Annotated in this window: 15 protein-coding genes and 5 tRNA genes; 19 read left to right on the top strand and 1 reads right to left on the bottom strand. The window is 61.7% G+C overall.

Annotation, left to right across the window (positions count from 1 at the left end):
- The first annotated feature begins 2 nt into the window (after positions 1-2).
- From CD04_RS0112395 to rplL, 16 genes are all read left to right on the top strand, one after another.
- On the top strand, positions 3-917 hold the full coding sequence (locus tag CD04_RS0112395; RefSeq protein WP_031407228.1) for a 5'-nucleotidase: 915 nt from the start codon (positions 3-5) through the stop codon (positions 915-917).
- Between the two features lie 44 nt (positions 918-961).
- Entirely contained in the window at positions 962-1246 is a 285-nt protein-coding gene (locus CD04_RS0112400) for an acyl-CoA-binding protein (protein ID WP_031407231.1), read from the top strand.
- Between the two features lie 243 nt (positions 1247-1489).
- The gene (locus CD04_RS0112405; RefSeq protein WP_031407233.1) at positions 1490-2062 is read left to right on the top strand and encodes an aminodeoxychorismate/anthranilate synthase component II; all 573 of its coding nucleotides are present in this window, start codon (positions 1490-1492) and stop codon (positions 2060-2062) included.
- A 14-nt stretch (positions 2063-2076) separates the two neighbouring features.
- A complete protein-coding gene (trpD, locus tag CD04_RS0112410) occupies positions 2077-3138 on the top strand; it encodes an anthranilate phosphoribosyltransferase (RefSeq protein ID WP_031407235.1) in 1062 nt (353 codons plus the stop codon).
- Positions 3135-3965: an indole-3-glycerol phosphate synthase TrpC gene (trpC, locus tag CD04_RS0112415; protein WP_038167781.1), complete on the top strand. Its 831-nt coding sequence runs from the start codon at positions 3135-3137 to the stop codon at positions 3963-3965. Before trpD ends, trpC begins: the two co-directional genes overlap by 4 nt.
- Before the next feature lie 39 nt (positions 3966-4004).
- Positions 4005-4090: transfer RNA gene (locus CD04_RS0112420), tRNA-Tyr, on the top strand.
- 110 nt (positions 4091-4200) lie between these two features.
- A tRNA-Gly gene (locus tag CD04_RS0112425) sits at positions 4201-4274 on the top strand.
- Between the two features lie 83 nt (positions 4275-4357).
- Positions 4358-4432: transfer RNA gene (locus CD04_RS0112430), tRNA-Thr, on the top strand.
- A gap of 52 nt (positions 4433-4484) precedes the next feature.
- Positions 4485-5675 carry an elongation factor Tu gene (gene tuf / locus CD04_RS0112435; protein ID WP_031407240.1) on the top strand — a complete coding sequence of 397 codons (1191 nt, stop codon included), beginning with the start codon at positions 4485-4487 and terminating at the stop codon, positions 5673-5675.
- Positions 5676-5753: 78 nt separating this feature from the next.
- Positions 5754-5829 (top strand) — tRNA-Trp (locus CD04_RS0112440).
- Between the two features lie 28 nt (positions 5830-5857).
- Positions 5858-6241 carry a preprotein translocase subunit SecE gene (secE, locus tag CD04_RS0112445; RefSeq protein ID WP_031407241.1) on the top strand — a complete coding sequence of 128 codons (384 nt, stop codon included), beginning with the start codon at positions 5858-5860 and terminating at the stop codon, positions 6239-6241.
- 12 nt (positions 6242-6253) lie between these two features.
- Complete coding sequence (gene nusG, locus CD04_RS0112450) at positions 6254-6808, top strand: transcription termination/antitermination protein NusG (protein WP_031407243.1); 555 nt, start codon at positions 6254-6256, stop codon at positions 6806-6808.
- 170 nt (positions 6809-6978) lie between these two features.
- Positions 6979-7410 carry a 50S ribosomal protein L11 gene (gene rplK / locus CD04_RS0112455; protein ID WP_031407245.1) on the top strand — a complete coding sequence of 144 codons (432 nt, stop codon included), beginning with the start codon at positions 6979-6981 and terminating at the stop codon, positions 7408-7410.
- Positions 7411-8118: a 50S ribosomal protein L1 gene (rplA, locus tag CD04_RS0112460; protein ID WP_031407247.1), complete on the top strand. Its 708-nt coding sequence runs from the start codon at positions 7411-7413 to the stop codon at positions 8116-8118.
- A gap of 303 nt (positions 8119-8421) precedes the next feature.
- Positions 8422-8922 carry a 50S ribosomal protein L10 gene (gene rplJ / locus CD04_RS0112465; RefSeq protein WP_031407249.1) on the top strand — a complete coding sequence of 167 codons (501 nt, stop codon included), beginning with the start codon at positions 8422-8424 and terminating at the stop codon, positions 8920-8922.
- A 50-nt stretch (positions 8923-8972) separates the two neighbouring features.
- On the top strand, positions 8973-9347 hold the full coding sequence (rplL, locus tag CD04_RS0112470; RefSeq protein ID WP_031407251.1) for a 50S ribosomal protein L7/L12: 375 nt from the start codon (positions 8973-8975) through the stop codon (positions 9345-9347).
- Here rplL and CD04_RS23755 read toward each other — a convergent pair.
- Entirely contained in the window at positions 9340-9507 is a 168-nt protein-coding gene (locus CD04_RS23755; protein WP_156030254.1) for a hypothetical protein, read from the bottom strand. The two genes, rplL and CD04_RS23755, sit on opposite strands and share 8 nt — an antisense overlap.
- On the opposite strand from CD04_RS23755, the gene rpoB reads away from it, so the two are divergent.
- From rpoB to CD04_RS0112485, 3 genes are all read left to right on the top strand, one after another.
- Entirely contained in the window at positions 9506-13609 is a 4104-nt protein-coding gene (gene rpoB, locus CD04_RS0112475; protein WP_031407252.1) for a DNA-directed RNA polymerase subunit beta, read from the top strand. The genes CD04_RS23755 and rpoB overlap by 2 nt on opposite strands.
- 34 nt (positions 13610-13643) lie before the next feature.
- Entirely contained in the window at positions 13644-17855 is a 4212-nt protein-coding gene (rpoC, locus tag CD04_RS0112480; RefSeq protein WP_031407254.1) for a DNA-directed RNA polymerase subunit beta', read from the top strand.
- Between the two features lie 79 nt (positions 17856-17934).
- Positions 17935-18011, top strand: a tRNA-Met gene (locus tag CD04_RS0112485).
- The last annotated feature ends 8 nt before the right edge of the window (positions 18012-18019 follow it).

Raw genomic sequence — 18019 nt, forward strand, 5'->3', positions numbered from 1 at the left:
CCATGAGCGCCAAGATTTCCGACAGACTGGTCGTGGCCATTTCTTCGCGTGCCCTGTTCGATTTTGAGGAAGAAAACCGCATCTTCGAGAATGCTGACGACGCGGCGTACATGCAACTGCAACTCGACCGGCTGGCCGAGCCTGCGCAGCCGGGCGTTGCGTTCCAGCTGGTGCGCAAGCTCCTGGCGTTCAATACCGAAGGCGGCGAGCGCGACCGCGTGGACGTTGTGCTGCTTTCGCGCAATGACCCGGTTTCGGGGCTGCGCGTGTTCCGCTCGGCACAGCACCACGCCACGCCCATCGAGCGCGGCGTGTTCACCCGGGGACGCCCACCCTATCACTACCTGCGCGCCCTGCAGGCCAATCTCTTTCTGTCGACCAATCCGGATGACGTACGGGCGGCGCTTGCAGCAGGGTTCGCCGCAGCGCAGGTGTATCCGCAGTCCGCGCACGCCTCGAAGGCTCATCCCATGGAAGTGCGCATCGCCTTCGATGGGGATGCCGTGCTGTTTTCCGATGAGGCCGAACGCGTGTATCAGACGCAAGGCCTGCCCGCCTTCCAGCAGCACGAGGCCAACAAGGCGGCACTGCCGCTTCCGCCGGGGCCGTTCAAGCCCCTGCTGGAGGCCCTTCATCGGCTGCAAAATGCAGCCAGCTCGGGCACGGTGGCGATGCGCCTGCGAACGGCACTGGTGACGGCGCGCAGCGCGCCGGCGCACGAACGCGCGATCCGCACGCTCATGCACTGGAATGTGGCGGTGGACGAAGCGATGTTCCTTGGCGGCCTGGACAAGGGCCCTTTCCTGCGCGAGTTCCAGCCCGACTTCTTTTTCGACGACCAGACCGGCCATGTGGAGTCCGCCTCGCGTCACGTGCCCAGCGGCCAGGTCCATGCAGGGGTGCGCAATGAGCCTTGAGACACCGCCTGCAGACCCCGATGGCTCCGCCCGATCACCGCGCAATGCCAACCGATAACGACGTCGCAAAGGACGCCTTTCATGCGGCCTTTGCGAGCACCAGGCATCTCACACGGCGCCCGGACAATGCGGCACTTCTGCGCCTGTATGCCCTGTACAAGCAGGCTTCGGAAGGCGACGCTGAAGGTCCCCGACCCGGGGCCATGGACTTCGTCGCGCGCGCGAAATGGGATGCCTGGGCCGCGCTGGCGGGCATGACCTCGGAGCAGGCGATGCACGAATACATCACACTCGTGGAAACTCTGAAGGCATCGCAGGCTCGAGATTGAAAGCGCACGAACGTGACGCCCCCCGCCCTTGGTCGGGCCGAGCGATAATGTGGACATGTCAGCACTGATGACCACCCTCATCCGGCGCCAGCATTGGCGTAAGCCAAGCGCCTGACTTGCCCTACCGCCCCAAACGGGGCGCCATGTCTGCCACCGGTGCCAGCGGCTCGCGCAATGCGGGCCATTCAGGCTCCGCAATCCGGTGGGAATCGACCGAAACCCAAGCCTTGCGAGGATGGACCCATGCTGCTGATGATCGACAATTACGACAGTTTCACCTTCAATCTTGTACAGTACTTCGGTGAACTTGGGGAGGATGTGCGAACGGTGCGCAACGACGAACTCGGCCTGGCCGACATCGAGGCCCTGAGCCCGCAACGCATCGTGATCTCGCCTGGCCCGTGCTCGCCTGCCGAGGCCGGCATCAGCGTGCCCGTGTTGAAGCACTTTGCCGGCAAGGTTCCCATCCTCGGCGTGTGTCTGGGCCACCAGGCCATCGGCGCGGCCTTTGGCGGCCACGTGGTTCGCGCGCAAACCATCATGCATGGCAAGACAAGCCCGATCACCCATGACGCGCGCGGTGTGTTTGACGGGCTGCCGAGTCCCTACACCGTGGTGCGCTACCACTCACTGGCCATTGCGCGCGACAGCCTGCCGGATGTGCTTGAGATCTCGGCTGAAACCGAGGACGGGGAGATCATGGGCGTGCGCCACAGACAGTACGCGATCGAGGGCGTGCAGTTCCACCCGGAATCGATCGAGACCGAGCACGGCCACCGCCTGCTGCGCAACTTCCTCCACCTCACCAACCGTTGAACGCGAGGCCCGACATGCCCATCTCCAATCAGGAAGCGCTGGTCCGCGTGATCGAGCACCGCGAGATCTTTCATGACGAAATGCTCGCGCTGATGCGCCGCATCATGACCGGGGAGATGTCGCCGGTCATGATGGCCGCCCTCATCGCCGGTCTGCGCGTCAAGAAGGAAACCATCGGCGAGATCACGGCAGCAGCCATGGTGATGCGTGAATTTGCCACGAAGGTTGCCGTACCCGACACCACCCACCTTGTGGATATCGTGGGCACCGGTGGCGACGCAGCGCACAGCTTCAACATCTCGACCACGAGCATGTTCATTGCTGCAGCCGCGGGGGCCCGAGTGGCCAAGCATGGCGGCCGCAGCGTGAGTTCCTCCAGCGGGTCGGCCGATGTGCTCGAAGCGTTGGGCGCCAATATCCAGCTCACACCCGAGCAGGTGGCGCTGAGCCTGGCCGACACGGGCATCGGCTTCATGTTCGCGCCCAATCACCACAGCGCCATGAAATATGCCGCGCCGGTGCGCAAAGAGCTGGGCGTGCGGACGCTGTTCAACATCCTCGGCCCCTTGACCAACCCCGCCGGTGCGCCCAACCAGTTGCTCGGGGTCTTCCACCCGGACCTTGTGGGCATCCTGGTGCGCGTCCTGCAGCGGCTGGGTAGCCAGCGCGCCTTGGTTGTGCATGGGCTGGACGGGCTGGACGAGGTCTCGTTATGCGGAGAAACACTCGTTGGCGAACTCAAGGACGGCCAGATCATGGAGTACCGGGTTCACCCCTCCGATTTCGGCCTGAAGGTGTGCAACCTGCAGGACTTGCAGGTCAGAACCCCTGAAGAGTCGGCCGAGCGGGTGCGCCAGGCGCTGGACAATGTGGAGGGTCCTGCGCGCGACGTGGTCTTGCTCAATGCCGGCTTTGCCCTGTACGTGGCTGGACTGGCGGCGTCGCTTTCTGATGGCATCGAGCGTGCGCGCAAAGCCCTATCGAGTGGCAAAGCACGCGAAAAACTCACCGAATTTGTCGCTTATACGCACGAAGAGGGGCGAAAAGCGGCCCAACAATCATCAATTTCCCCATGAGCGACATTCTTCGGCGCATCCTGGCAACCAAGGCAGATGAAATCGTCCGTGGTCGCGCCTTGCGGCCCCTGTCCGATCTGGAGCGCGAAAGCCGCTGCGTGGGTCCCAGGCGCGGATTCGCCGCCGCACTCCAGCAGCGCGTGGCAGCCGGTGGCGCGGCGGTCATTGCCGAGGTCAAAAAGGCCAGCCCGTCCAAGGGGGTACTGCGCGCCGACTTCCAGCCCGCGGCCATCGCCGCGAGTTATGCCCGCCATGGCGCCACCTGCCTCTCGGTGTTGACGGACCGCGAGTATTTCCAGGGCAGTGCCGACTACCTGAGGCAAGCACGCGCCGCCTGTGAACTGCCCGTTTTGCGCAAGGACTTCATCATCGACGCCTACCAGGTGGTTGAAGCCGCAGCCATGGGAGCCGACTGCATCCTGCTCATCGCAGCGGCGCTGGACGATGGACAGATGGGCGAGCTTGAGGCTTGTGCCGCCGAGCATGGCCTGGATGTGCTGGTGGAGGTGCACGACCGCACCGAACTCGACCGCGCCCTGCAGTTGCGCACCCCCCTCGTCGGAGTGAACAACCGCAATCTACGCACGTTCGAAACCCGCCTCGACACCACGCTGGAGTTGCTCGCGGCCATCCCAGGTGACAGACTGGTGATCACTGAGAGCGGCATCCGAACGCCGCAAGACGTCACCCGCATGCGCACCGCCGGCGTGCATGCCTTCCTCATTGGCGAGACATTCATGCGCGCCGAGGACCCCGGCCGGGCGCTTGCCGAGCTTTTCTCGCCCCGGACCGAGCCCGCGTCGCAGGGATCACAAGATTTGTGTTGACAAATGCCGCAAAGAATCTGAAAATTTTAGGTTCGCCTCGGAGGGGTGCCCGAGTGGCTAAAGGGGGCAGACTGTAAATCTGTTGGCTTACGCCTACGTTGGTTCGAATCCAACCTCCTCCACCAAGCGAATCAGGTGATTGAATTCTTTAGTGGATTGCAAGTTCGGAAGCTCGTCCTGCAATCTTTGCGCGCGTAGCGCAGGCGGCATTCACGGCATGAATTGGTTGAGCCGGGCGGGAGTAGTTCAATGGTAGAACCTCAGCCTTCCAAGCTGATGGCGCGGGTTCGATTCCCGTCTCCCGCTCCAACCCTGGCGCAGGGAGCGCGGTTGCAGACAGAGTTGCATTGGCTGTTGTGAGCAGGCAGTACCACAGACGCAGTACCTCATTCGCCCATGTGGCTCAGTGGTAGAGCACTCCCTTGGTAAGGGAGAGGTCGCGGGTCCGATTCCCGCCATGGGCACCAATTTTCGGTTTCGAGTCATTTCGCACCATCATCGTCTTCAGGAGCATTCATCATGGCGAAGAGCAAATTTGAGCGGACCAAGCCACACGTGAACGTGGGGACGATTGGTCACGTGGATCATGGCAAGACCACGCTGACGGCGGCCATCACGACGGTGCTGTCGAAGAAGTTCGGCGGCGAGGCCAAGGCGTATGACCAGATTGATGCGGCGCCGGAGGAGAAGGCGCGGGGCATCACGATCAACACGGCGCACGTGGAGTACGAGACGGCGAACCGGCACTATGCGCACGTGGACTGTCCGGGGCACGCGGACTACGTGAAGAACATGATCACGGGTGCGGCGCAGATGGACGGGGCGATTTTGGTGGTGTCGGCGGCCGACGGCCCGATGCCGCAAACGCGCGAGCACATTTTGCTGGCCCGCCAGGTGGGGGTGCCGTACATCATCGTGTTTTTGAACAAGTGCGACATGGTGGATGACGCCGAGCTGCTCGAGCTGGTGGAGATGGAGGTGCGCGAGCTGCTGTCGAAGTATGACTTTCCCGGCGACGACACGCCGATCATCAAGGGTTCGGCCAAGCTGGCGCTCGAGGGCGACAAGGGCGAGCTGGGGGAGCAGGCCATTCTGAAGCTGGCCGATGCGCTGGACACGTACATTCCGACGCCGGAGCGCGCGGTGGACGGGGCGTTCCTGATGCCTGTGGAGGACGTGTTTTCGATCTCCGGGCGCGGCACGGTGGTCACCGGGCGTGTGGAGCGGGGCGTGATCAAGGTGGGCGAGGAAATCGAGATCGTCGGTCTCAAGCCCACGCTGAAGACGACCTGCACGGGCGTGGAGATGTTCCGCAAGCTGCTCGACCAGGGCCAGGCGGGGGACAACGTGGGGATTTTGCTGCGCGGCACCAAGCGCGAGGAAGTCGAGCGCGGCCAGGTGCTGTGCAAGCCCGGCTCCATCAAGCCCCACACCCACTTCACGGCTGAGGTGTACGTGCTGTCGAAGGACGAGGGCGGGCGTCACACCCCGTTCTTCAACAACTACCGCCCGCAGTTCTACTTCCGCACCACCGACGTCACCGGCGCCATCGAATTGCCCGAGGGCAAGGAAATGGTCATGCCCGGCGATAATGTCAGCATCACCGTCAAACTCATCGCCCCCATCGCCATGGAAGAAGGCCTGCGCTTCGCCATCCGCGAAGGTGGCCGCACCGTCGGTGCCGGCGTCGTCGCAAAAATTCTCGAGTAAAGGATGTGCGGCGCTGGATCCGATCCGGCGCGCCATCCTGCTGATCAAGTGTAGAGTGGCCAATTCTCCGCGTTTCACAGGGGCATAGCTCAATTGGCAGAGCGTCGGTCTCCAAAACCGAAGGTTGGGGGTTCGATTCCCTCTGCCCCTGCCACAACCGGATGCAGTACAAACAGTCCATCATGGCCAATCCGAATGTAGAAACCATCTCCACCTCGGCCGACAAGGCCAAGTTGGGGTCCGCAGGCGTTGCCTTTGTTGCAGCGTTTGCGGCGTATTACCTGCTGCACAGCCAGCAGATCTGGCTGCGCGTCTTGGCCTTGGTGCTCTTACTGGCATTGGCTGCCGGGTTATTCCTCCTTGCCGAACCCGGGAAAGCACTGATTGCTTATACTCGCGAGTCTGTTCGTGAGGTTCGCAAGGTTGTCTGGCCCGAACGCAAGGAAGCGATCCAAATGACGGCCATCGTCTTTGGTTTCGTCATTCTCATGGCGCTGTTCCTGTGGGTCACCGACAAAACGCTTGAGTGGGTGTTTTACGACCTGATCCTGGGTTGGACAAAATAAACGGAGTGGTCGATGGTTGAAACCTTGCCTGCCGGCCAGAAGCAATGGTACGTGGTGCATGCCTATTCCGGCATGGAAAAGGCGGTTGAGCGCAATCTGCTTGAGCGCATCGAGCGTGCAGGAATGCAATCCAAGTTTGGCCGCATCCTGGTGCCAACCGAAGAAGTGGTGGAAATGAAAAATGGTCGCAAGACCATTACCGAGCGCCGCTTCTTTCCGGGCTACGTCTTGGTCGAGATGGAGATGGATGATGCGACCTGGCACCTGGTGAAGCACACGAGCAAGGTGACGGGCTTCGTGGGCGGCGCGAAAAACCGCCCTGCCCCGATCAGCGAAGCCGACGTCAACAAGATCATGAGCCAGATCCAGGAAGGCGTGGAAAAGCCGCGCCCCAAGGTCTTGTTCGAAGCGGGCGAAATGGTGCGCGTCAAGGAAGGCCCGTTCACGGACTTCAACGGCAATGTCGAGGAAGTCAACTACGAGAAATCCCGGCTTCGCGTTTCCGTGACGATTTTCGGCCGCGCAACGCCCGTGGAGCTGGAGTTTCAGCAAGTCGAAAAAGTCTGAATTCGGTCGCCGAATCCATGGATCGCATCAAGATGTGATCCGAACGCAAGCACGTGGGGTGGCCCGGCGTGCTGCGCCAAACCCGGAGGTGGCAATTGCCGCTTCCGCAGAGGCCACAGGAACGAGGAGCCCGCATCGCGCGGGCGTTTGAACTCGACAGGAGAAACCGCATGGCGAAGAAAATCGTCGGCTTCATCAAGTTGCAAGTGCCCGCGGGCAAAGCCAACCCCTCCCCACCCATTGGCCCGGCCCTGGGTCAGCGTGGCCTGAACATCATGGAGTTCTGCAAGGCATTCAACGCGCAGACCCAGGGTGTCGAGCCGGGTCTCGCGCTACCCGTGGTGATCACGGCTTACGCCGACAAGTCGTTCACCTTCATCATCAAGACTCCGCCCGCCGGCGTCTTGATCAAGAAGGCAATCAAGCTCGACAAGGGCTCGGCCAAACCGCTGACCGACAAGGTCGGCAAGATCTCGCGCGCCCAGCTCGAGGAAATCGCCAAGACCAAAATGAAAGATCTGACGGCAGCCGACCTGGATGCCGCCGTACGCACGATCGCGGGCACCGCCCGTTCGATGGGCGTCACCGTGGAGGGCGTGTAAATGGCCAAGAAACTACCCAAGCGTTATGCCGCGCTGCGCGCCAAGCTTGAACCCAACAAGCTTTACTCGGTCGACGAGGCCCTGAATCTCATCAAGGGATGCGCCACCGCCAAATTCGATGAATCCATTGACGTGGCTGTCGCCCTGGGCATTGATGCACGCAAGTCCGATCAGGTCGTGCGCGGCTCCGTGGTGTTGCCCGCCGGGACCGGCAAGGTCAAGCGCGTGGCCGTGTTTGCGCAGGGCGCCAAGGCGGAAGAAGCCAAGGCCGCCGGGGCCGACATCGTGGGCTTTGAGGACCTGGCCGAACAAATCAAGGCCGGCAACCTGAATTTCGATGTCGTCATTGCTTCGCCCGATGCCATGCGCGTGGTTGGTGCGCTCGGCCAGATCCTGGGCCCGCGTGGCCTCATGCCGAACCCCAAGGTCGGCACCGTGACGCCTGACGTGGCGGGCGCCGTGAAAAACGCCAAAGCCGGTCAGGTGCAGTTCCGGGCAGACAAGGCGGGAATCGTGCATTCGACCATCGGCCGCGCATCGTTTCAGCCGGATGCGCTCAAGAGCAATCTGCAGGCCTTGGTGGATGCCCTGAACAAGTCACGCCCGCAGACAGCCAAGGGCGTGTACCTGCGCAAGGTGGCGGTTTCGTCCACCATGGGAATCGGTGTGCGTGTGGACGCGGCCAGCATCATGGCGGCTGCGGCCTGAACAGGAATGCATGAGTGGCCGCGGCTTGCGCCGCGGCCGTGAGCAAATTTGGTGGGTCGGGCGCGGGAAACCTCTACGGGGACCCAAGTCCGAGCGATCCAAGACCGTTGGCGACATGCAGTGCATGTCTTAATTGCGAAGCCCGGGGCGACCTGGGACTCAAAGCCGACGCAGATGGCGAACCCGCTGGAAGTTGCAGTCTCGCTTGGCCTTGTGCGAAGCGGATTTGTTGATCTCCAGAGGACGCTGCAACCCGGTTTGTGGCTACACGATAGCCCGGACCATTTTCTTCAGGAGTCAATCTTGAGTCTGAATCGCACTGAAAAGCAAGCCGTCGTGACCGAGGTCGCGGCGCTTGCAAGCAAGGCGCAAACTCTGGTGCTGGCGGAATATCGAGGAATCGAGGTGGAGCCCATGACCCGGCTGCGCGCGCAAGCGCGCGGCAAGGGCGTGCATCTGCAGGTTCTGAAAAATACGCTGGCCCGGCGTGCCGTGGCAGGTACCCCTTTCGAGGTACTTGCCGGAGAAATGACCGGCCCCTTGATCTACAGCTTTTCCGAAGATGCCATCGCTGCGGCCAAGGTCATCAATGACTTTGCCAAAACGAACGACAAGATGGTCGTGCGTGCGGGCGCCTACAACGGCAAGCTTCTCAATGCCGAAGGCGTCAAGCAGCTTGCCAGCATCCCCAGCCGCGAGGAGCTTCTTGCCAAGTTGCTGGGCGTGATGCAGGCGCCGCTCACGGGCTTTGTCGCTTCGGTGGCTGCGCTGGCCAAGAAACGCGAGGAAGAGGCTACGGCCTGATTCCGCGCCAAACTTCCATCCCTTATTGATTGCATTCAGGAGTACACAAAATGGCATTGAGCAAAGACGACATTCTGGAAGCCGTTGGCGGCATGACGGTTCTGGAACTCAACGATCTGGTGAAGGCTTTCGAAGACAAGTTCGGCGTGTCCGCAGCGTCCATGGCTGTCGCAGCCCCGGGCGCCGGCGCAGCCGCTCCGGCCGCTGAAGAGCAGACCGAATTCAACGTGATGCTGCTCGAAACTGGCGCCAACAAGGTTTCGGTGATCAAGGCCGTTCGCGAGTTGACCGGCCTGGGCCTGAAGGAAGCCAAGGACTTGGTGGATGGTGCACCCAAGGCCGTGAAGGAAGGCATTGCCAAGGCCGACGCGGAAGCGGCCAAGAAAAAGCTGGAAGACGCGGGCGCCAAGGCGGAAATCAAATAATCACCTTGGTTCCCAACTGGCCCGGAAGGCTGATTTGGCCTTCCGGGCTTTCGCGCCTTGAGACAGGCGCGGTTGAAGATGAACGGATCGGTTTTTGAATGTACACCTGCAGTGGTGTGCATTCCAAAACGGTTTCAGTCCTGCGCAGCGGAGCGTCCATGTCCTACTCGTTCACCGAAAAGAAGCGGATTCGCAAGAGCTTTGGCACTCGCCAAGGCGTCATCGAAGTACCCTATCTGCTGGCCACCCAGCTCGAATCGTATGAATCCTTCCTGCAGAAGGACAAGCCGATCGACAAACGCAAGGACGAAGGCCTGCAGGCGGCGTTCACAGCCATATTCCCCATCGTTTCGCACAACCAGAACGTGCGCATGGAGTTCCAGGGTTACAACCTGGCGCGACCCGCCTTCGACATGCGCGAATGCCAGCAGCGGGGCCTGACCTACGCCAGCGCCCTTCGCGCCAAGGTGCGCCTGATTGTCATGGATCGCGAGGCTGCGAAGCCCACGATCAAGGAAGTGAAGGAGCAAGAGGTCTACATGGGCGAGATTCCGCTCATGACCGATAAGGGCTCGTTCATCATCAACGGCACCGAGCGTGTGATCGTCAGTCAGCTGCACCGCTCGCCGGGTGTGTTCTTCGAGCATGACAAGGGCAAGACGCACTCCTCCGGCAAGCTGCTGTTCTCGGCGCGCATCATCCCCTACCGCGGCTCGTGGCTGGACTTCGAGTTCGATCCCAAGGACATCCTGTACTTCCGCGTCGACCGCCGCCGCAAGATGCCCGTGACCATTCTGCTCAAGGCCCTGGGTCTGAACAACGAGCAGATCTTGGCGCATTTCTTCAGCTTCGACCGTGCCGATCTGATGGATCAGGGCGCGATGATGGAATTCGTGCCGGAGCATTTCAAGGGTGAAGTTGCCCGATTCGACATCGTCGACAAGTCGGGCAACGTGGTAGTCGCCAAGGACAAGCGCGTGACCGCGCGCCATTTGCGCACCCTGGAAGACAGCGGAACGCAGCGCATTTCGGTGCCCGAGGATTTTCTGATTGGCAAGGTCCTGGCCCGCAATGTGGTTTCGGAGGACACGGGCGAGATCGTCGCACTTGCCAACGAAGAGCTCACTGAAGCGCTGCTGAAGAAGATGCGCGACGCCGGCATCCGCCGCATCGAGACCCTGTTCACCAACGACCTGGATCAAGGCCCGTTCATCTCGCAGACCCTGCGCATGGACGAAACCCCTGACCAGCTCTCGGCCAAGGTGGCCATCTATCGCATGATGCGCCCCGGCGAGCCGCCCACCGAGGACGCCGTTGAATCACTGTTCAAGCGCCTGTTCTTCGACGCTGACGCCTACGACTTGTCGCGCGTGGGCCGCATGAAGTTCAATCGCCGCCTCGGCCGCGAGGAGATCGAAGGCGAGATGGTGCTGTCGCACGACGACATCATGGCCGTGATCAAGATGCTGGTTGAATTGCGCAACGGGCGCGGCGAAGTCGACGACATCGATCACCTCGGTAACCGCCGCGTGCGCTGCGTGGGCGAACTTGCCGAAAACCAGTTCCGTGCCGGCCTGTCGCGCATCGAGCGCGCCGTGAAGGAACGTCTCGGCCAGGCCGAGACGGAAAACCTGATGCCGCACGACTTCATCAACTCCAAGCCCATCTCGGCAGCCATCAAGGAGTTCTTCGGCTCCTCGCAGCTCTCGCAGTTCATGGACCAGACGAATCCGCTTTCGGAGATCACCCACAAGCGGCGCGTCTCGGCCCTGGGCCCCGGTGGTCTCACGCGTGAGCGCGCCGGCTTTGAGGTGCGCGACGTGCATCCGACCCATTACGGTCGCGTGTGCCCGATTGAAACACCGGAAGGCCCGAATATCGGCCTGATCAACTCGCTGGCCCTGTTCGCACAGCTCAACGAATACGGTTTCATCGAAACCCCGTACCGCCGCGTGGTCGATGGTCTGGTGACCGACACCATCGACTACCTGTCGGCCATCGAGGAAGGCAAGTATGTCATCGCCCAGGCCAACGCCAAAATCGATGACAAGGACCACCTCATTGACGAACTCGTGTCGGCCCGCGAGAAGGGCGAGACCATTCTGGTGTCGCCCGAGCGCGTGCAGTACATGGACGTGTCGCCGGCGCAGATCGTCTCGGTGGCCGCCTCCCTCGTGCCGTTCCTGGAACATGATGACGCGAACCGCGCCCTGATGGGCGCGAACATGCAGCGTCAGGCCGTGCCCGTTCTGCGCCCGGAAAAGCCCCTGGTGGGCACCGGTGTGGAGCGTGTCACGGCGGTCGACTCAGGCACTGCCGTGACCGCGTTGCGTGGCGGCGTGGTGGACTATGTGGACAGTGCTCGCATCGTGGTACGCGTCAACGACGAGGAAACCCTCGCTGGCGAGGTCGGTGTGGACATCTACAACCTCATCAAATACCAGCGTTCGAACCAAAACACCAACATCCATCAGCGACCGCTGGTCAAGCGTGGCGACATCATCGCGCGCGGGGACGTGGTGGCCGACGGCGCATCCACCGACCTGGGCGAACTGGCACTTGGGCAAAACATGCTCGTGGCCTTCATGCCCTGGAACGGCTACAACTTCGAGGACTCCATCCTCATCTCCGAGCGCGTGGTGGCTGAAGACCGCTATACGTCGATCCATATCGAGGAGCTGAACGCGGTTGCGCGCGATACCAAGCTGGGCGCAGAAGAAATCACACGCGACATTCCGAATCTGTCGGAAAGCCAGTTGGCGCGACTCGACGAATCGGGCATCGTGTACATCGGCGCTGAAGTGGAAGCCGGTGACACCTTGGTGGGCAAGGTCACCCCCAAGGGCGAGACCCAGCTCACGCCAGAGGAAAAGCTGCTGCGTGCGATCTTCGGCGAGAAAGCATCCGACGTAAAGGACACGTCCTTGCGCGTGCCCTCGGGCATGTATGGCACCGTCATCGACGTGCAGGTGTTCACGCGCGAAGGCATCCAGCGCGACAAGCGTGCGCAGCAAATCATCGATGATGAGCTCAAGCGCTACCGCCTGGACCTGAACGACCAGATGCGCATCGTCGAAGCCGACACGTTTGACCGTATTGGAAAACTGCTGATCGGCAAGCCGGCCACCGGTGGGCCCAAGCGACTGGCGAAGGGCACCGTTGTCACAGCCGAATATCTCAAGGAGATCGAGCACTACCACTGGTTCGACATCCGGCCGGCTGACGAAGCCGTAGCGCAGCAGATCGAACAGCTCAAGGACTCGCTGGAGAAGCGCCGCCACGAGTTCGACCAGATGTTCGAGGAGAAGCGCCGCAAGCTCACCCAGGGCGATGAACTGCCCTCAGGCGTGCTGAAAATGGTGAAAGTGCACCTTGCCGTCAAGCGACGCCTGCAGCCTGGCGACAAGATGGCGGGGCGCCATGGCAACAAGGGCGTGGTATCCAAGATCCTGCCTGAGGAAGACATGCCCTACATGGCCGACGGCACGCCGATGGACATCGTGCTCAACCCCCTGGGCGTGCCCTCGCGCATGAATATCGGCCAGATCCTGGAAACGCACCTAGGCTGGGCTGCGCGCGGCATCGGGGACCGCATTGCTGAAATGCTGCGCAGCCATGTCAAAGCCAGCGAATTGCGCAAGCTTCTGAGCACGCTGTACAACTTCAGTGGCAAGCAGGAGCAACTGGACCAGCTGTCGGACGCCGAAATTCTGGAGCTGGGCGAGAACCTGCGAAAGGGCATGCCATTCGCCAGCCCGGTCTTCGACGGCGCCTCGGAGCAGGAAATCGACCAGCTGCTGCACATGGCCTACCCGGACGAGCAGGCGCAGCGTCTGAAGCTCACCGCCTCGAAGAAGCAGGCCATCCTGTTTGACGGCCGTACCGGGGATGCTTTCGAGCGCCCAGTCACGATCGGCTACAAGCATGTGCTCAAGTTGCATCACTTGGTCGACGACAAGATGCATGCGCGCTCCACCGGTCCGTACTCGCTGGTTACGCAGCAACCGCTGGGCGGCAAGGCGCAGTTCGGCGGTCAGCGCTTCGGCGAGATGGAGGTGTGGGCACTCGAAGCCTACGGCGCCAGCTACGTGCTGCAGGAAATGCTGACGGTCAAGTCCGACGACGTCAATGGTCGCACCAAGGTGTACGAAAACATCGTCAAGGGCGAGCATTCGATCGAAGCCGGCATGCCCGAGTCGTTCAACGTGTTGATCAAGGAAATCCGCTCGCTGGGTTTGGACATCGAACTGGAACGCAACTGAACGCGCCGTTTATTCACAGGATTTGGAGGTTCGCATGAAAGCCTTACTCGATTTGTTCAAGCAGTTCCAGAAGGACGAGCATTTCGATGCCATCAGCATCGGCCTTGCTTCGCCGGAGAAGATCCGTTCATGGTCGTTCGGGGAAGTGAAGAAACCCGAGACGATCAATTACCGCACCTTCAAGCCCGAACGTGACGGCTTGTTTTGCGCCAAGATTTTCGGGCCTATCAAGGACTACGAATGCCTTTGCGGTAAATACAAGCGCCTGAAGCATCGCGGAGTCATCTGCGAGAAATGCGGCGTCGAAGTCACGCAAAGCAAGGTGCGGCGCGACCGCATGGGCCATATTGAACTGGCCTCGCCGGTCGCCCACATCTGGTTCCTCAAGAGCCTGCCCTCGCGCTTGGGCATGATTCTCGACATGCCCCTGCGCGACATCGAGCGCGTCCTGTACTTTGAAGCCTATGTCGTGACCGACCCTGGCATGACGCCCCTGGCCAAGCGCCAAGTGCTGTCGGAAGACGAGTACGCAGCCAAGCGCACGGAGTTCGGCGACGAATTCGTGGCGTTCATGGGCGCCGAAGGCATTCGCGACTTGCTTGCCGACCTCGACCTTGAACAGGAAACGTCGACGCTTCGCGGCGACTTGCAGGGGTCGGACACCAAGGTCAAGAAGAACTCCAAGCGCCTGAAGGTGCTGGACGCCTTCCGCAAGACCAACTCCAAGCCGGAGTGGATGGTCCTGACCGTGTTGCCGGTTCTGCCGCCCGACCTGCGCCCGCTCGTGCCGCTGGACGGCGGCCGCTTTGCCACAAGCGACCTCAACGATCTGTACCGCCGCGTCATCAACCGCAACAACCGCCTGCGCCGCCTGCTTGAGCTCAAGGCACCCGAGATCATCGTGCGCAACGAAAAGCGCATGCTGCAGGAAGCGGTCGATTCGCTCCTGGACAACGGTCGCCGCGGCAAGGCGATGGTGGGGCAGAACAAGCGCCCGCTCAAGTCACTGGCCGACATGATCAAAGGCAAGGGTGGCCGTTTCCGGCAGAACCTGCTGGGTAAGCGCGTGGACTACTCCGGCCGTTCGGTCATTGTGGTCGGCCCCACGCTCAAGCTGCACCAGTGTGGTTTGCCCAAACTCATGGCGCTCGAGCTGTTCAAGCCCTTCATCTTCAATCGCCTCGAAGCCATGGGTGTGGCCACCACGATCAAGGCCGCCAAGAAGGAAGTGGATTCGCAGACGCCCATCGTTTGGGATATTCTGGAAGAGGTCATCCGCGAGCACCCGGTGATGCTCAACCGGGCTCCCACGCTGCACCGTCTGGGTATCCAGGCCTTTGAGCCGGTGCTGATCGAAGGCAAGGCCATCCAGCTTCATCCGCTGGTTTGCGCGGCGTTCAACGCTGACTTTGACGGCGACCAGATGGCCGTGCACGTCCCGCTTTCGCTTGAGGCGCAGGCGGAAGCCCGCACCCTCATGCTGGCCTCCAACAACATCCTGTTCCCAGCCAACGGCGAGCCGTCGATCGTGCCGTCCCAGGACATGGTGCTGGGCTTGTATTACGCCACCCGTGAGCGCGTCAACGGCAAAGGCGAGGGCATGGTGTTTGCCGACGTGGGCGAAATCCATCGCGCGCTGCAATCAGGCGACCTGGAACTGACCGCGCGCATCAGCGTGCGCCTGACCGAGTATGAGCGTGACAAGACCACCAAGGCCCTGACGCCGAAGACCTCGGTTGTGGAAACCACCGCTGGACGTGCATTGCTGTCAGAGATACTCCCCAAGGGCCTGCCTTTCAGCGTCATGAACAAGGCGCTGAAGAAGAAGGAGATCTCGCGGCTGATCAACACATCGTTCCGCCGCTGCGGCTTGCGCGATACCGTGATTTTTGCCGACAAACTGCTGCAATCCGGCTTCAGCCTGGCCACGCGTGCAGGCATTTCCATCAGTGTGGATGACATGCTCATCCCGCGGGAAAAACACGACCTGATCGCCCACGCCGAGGGAGAAGTCAAGGAAATCGAGCAGCAGTACTCCTCGGGTCTCGTCACCCAAGGCGAGCGCTACAACAAGGTTGTGGACATTTGGGGACGCACGGGTGACGAGGTTGGCAAGGCGCTGATGAATCGTCTGGCCACCGAACCCGTGACCGACCGCCACGGCAAGGAAGTTCGCCAGGAGTCGTTCAACTCGATCTACATGATGGCTGACTCCGGCGCGCGTGGTTCGGCAGCGCAGATCCGCCAGCTCGCAGGCATGCGCGGGCTGATGGCCAAGCCGGACGGCTCGATCATCGAAACACCGATCACGGCCAACTTCCGCGAAGGCCTGAACGTTCTGCAGTACTTCATCTCCACGCACGGCGCCCGCAAGGGCTTGGCCGATACGGCGCTCAAGACCGCCAATTCCGGCTATCTGACGCGTCGCCTGGTGGACGTCACGCAAGATCTCGTCATTACCGAACAGGACTGTGGCACCACGCACGGTGTGGCCATGCGTGCCCTCGTCGAGGGTGGCGAAGTGATCGAGTCGCTGCGCGATCGCGTGCTCGGCCGCGTCGCTGCCACGGACGTGGTGAACCCCGAGACCCAGGAGACCCTCATCCCGGCGGGCGACATCCTCGATGAAGACCTGCTGGATCTTGTCGAAGCCGCAGGCATCGACGAGATCAAGGTGCGCACTCCCCTCACCTGCGAAACCCGCTACGGCATGTGCGCCAAGTGCTACGGCCGCGACCTTGGCCGCGGTGTTCTGGTCAACGTGGGCGAGGCCGTGGGCGTGATTGCCGCGCAGTCCATTGGCGAGCCGGGCACGCAGCTCACCATGCGCACATTCCACATCGGCGGTGCAGCATCGCGCGCCGCCGTGGCGTCCAGCGTGGAAGCCAAGAGCGCCGGTACGGCCCGCTTTACGGCCACAATGCGCTACGTGACAAACTCCAAGGGGGAACAGGTGGTGATCTCCCGCTCCGGCGAAGTTCTCGTCACCGACGACTACGGCCGCGAGCGCGAGCGCCACAAGGTGCCCTATGGCGCACTGCTGTTCGTGAAGGATGGCATGGCGGTGAAAGCCGGCACGGCGCTCGCGAGCTGGGATCCGTTGACCCGACCCATCATCACCGAGTACGCCGGGCGCGCGAAATTCGAGAACATCGAAGAAGGCGTCACCGTGGCCAAGCAGGTGGACGAGGTCACCGGCCTGTCGACCCTGGTGGTCATTGACCCCAAGCGGCGCGGCTCAGCCAAGGTCGTCAGGCCTCAGGTGAAGCTGCTGAACGAGCAAGGCCAGGAAGTTAAGATTCCCGGCACGGAACACGCTGTTGCCGTGGGCTTTCAGGTCGGTGCGCTCATCCAGGTGCGCGATGGCCAGGACGTTGGCCCCGGCGAAGTGCTCGCACGCATTCCGATGGAAGGCCAGAAAACGCGTGACATCACCGGTGGTCTGCCGCGCGTAGCCGAACTGTTCGAGGCCCGTTCGCCCAAGGACGCGGGCATGCTGGCGGAAGTCACCGGGACCGTATCCTTCGGCAAGGAAACCAAAGGCAAGATCCGCCTGGTCATCACCGACCTCGATGGCCAGTCCCACGAGTTCCTTGTTCCCAAGGAGAAAACCATCCTCGTGCATGAAGGCCAGGTCATCAACAAGGGTGAGCTTGTCGTCGACGGTGCAGCCGAGCCACAGGATATTCTGCGTCTTCTGGGCGTGGAGGCATTGGCCCGTTACATCGTCGACGAGGTGCAGGACGTCTATCGCCTGCAGGGCGTGAAGATCAACGACAAGCACATTGAGGTCATCGTGCGCCAGATGCTGCGCCGCGTTGAAATCAAGGATTCCGGTGAGAGCGACTACATCACCGGCGAACAGGTCGAACGCTCCGAGGTGCTGCAGACGAACGCCCGGCTCATCGAGCAAGGCAAGGTTCCCGCCACGTTCAACAACATCCTGCTTGGTATTACCAAGGCCAGCCTGTCCACGGACAGCTTCATCTCAGCCGCGTCCTTCCAGGAAACCACGCGCGTGTTGACCGAAGCGGCGATCATGGGCAAGCGCGATGAGCTGCGTGGTTTGAAGGAAAACGTCATTGTCGGCCGCCTGATTCCCGCAGGTTCCGGCATGGCGTTCCATCAAGCGCGCAAGGCCAAGGAAGTGCTCGACCACGCCGAGCGCACCGCGCAGGCCGCAGCCGAACTGCAGGCCCTGGAAGACAGCGGGTCGGCGCAGACTGGCGAGGAAACCAGCCACTGACCGCACGGCGGATTCGCGTGCAGCGATGCATGCGCCGCGACACGCGGATCCGTTTTGGGTTATACTTATTGATTCCAGACGCGGGGTGGAGCAGCCTGGTAGCTCGTCGGGCTCATAACCCGAAGGTCGCAAGTTCAAATCTTGCCCCCGCAACCAAGATTTCT

This window comes from Thiomonas sp. FB-Cd (assembly GCF_000733775.1).
GTDB lineage: Bacteria > Pseudomonadota > Gammaproteobacteria > Burkholderiales > Burkholderiaceae_C > Thiomonas_A.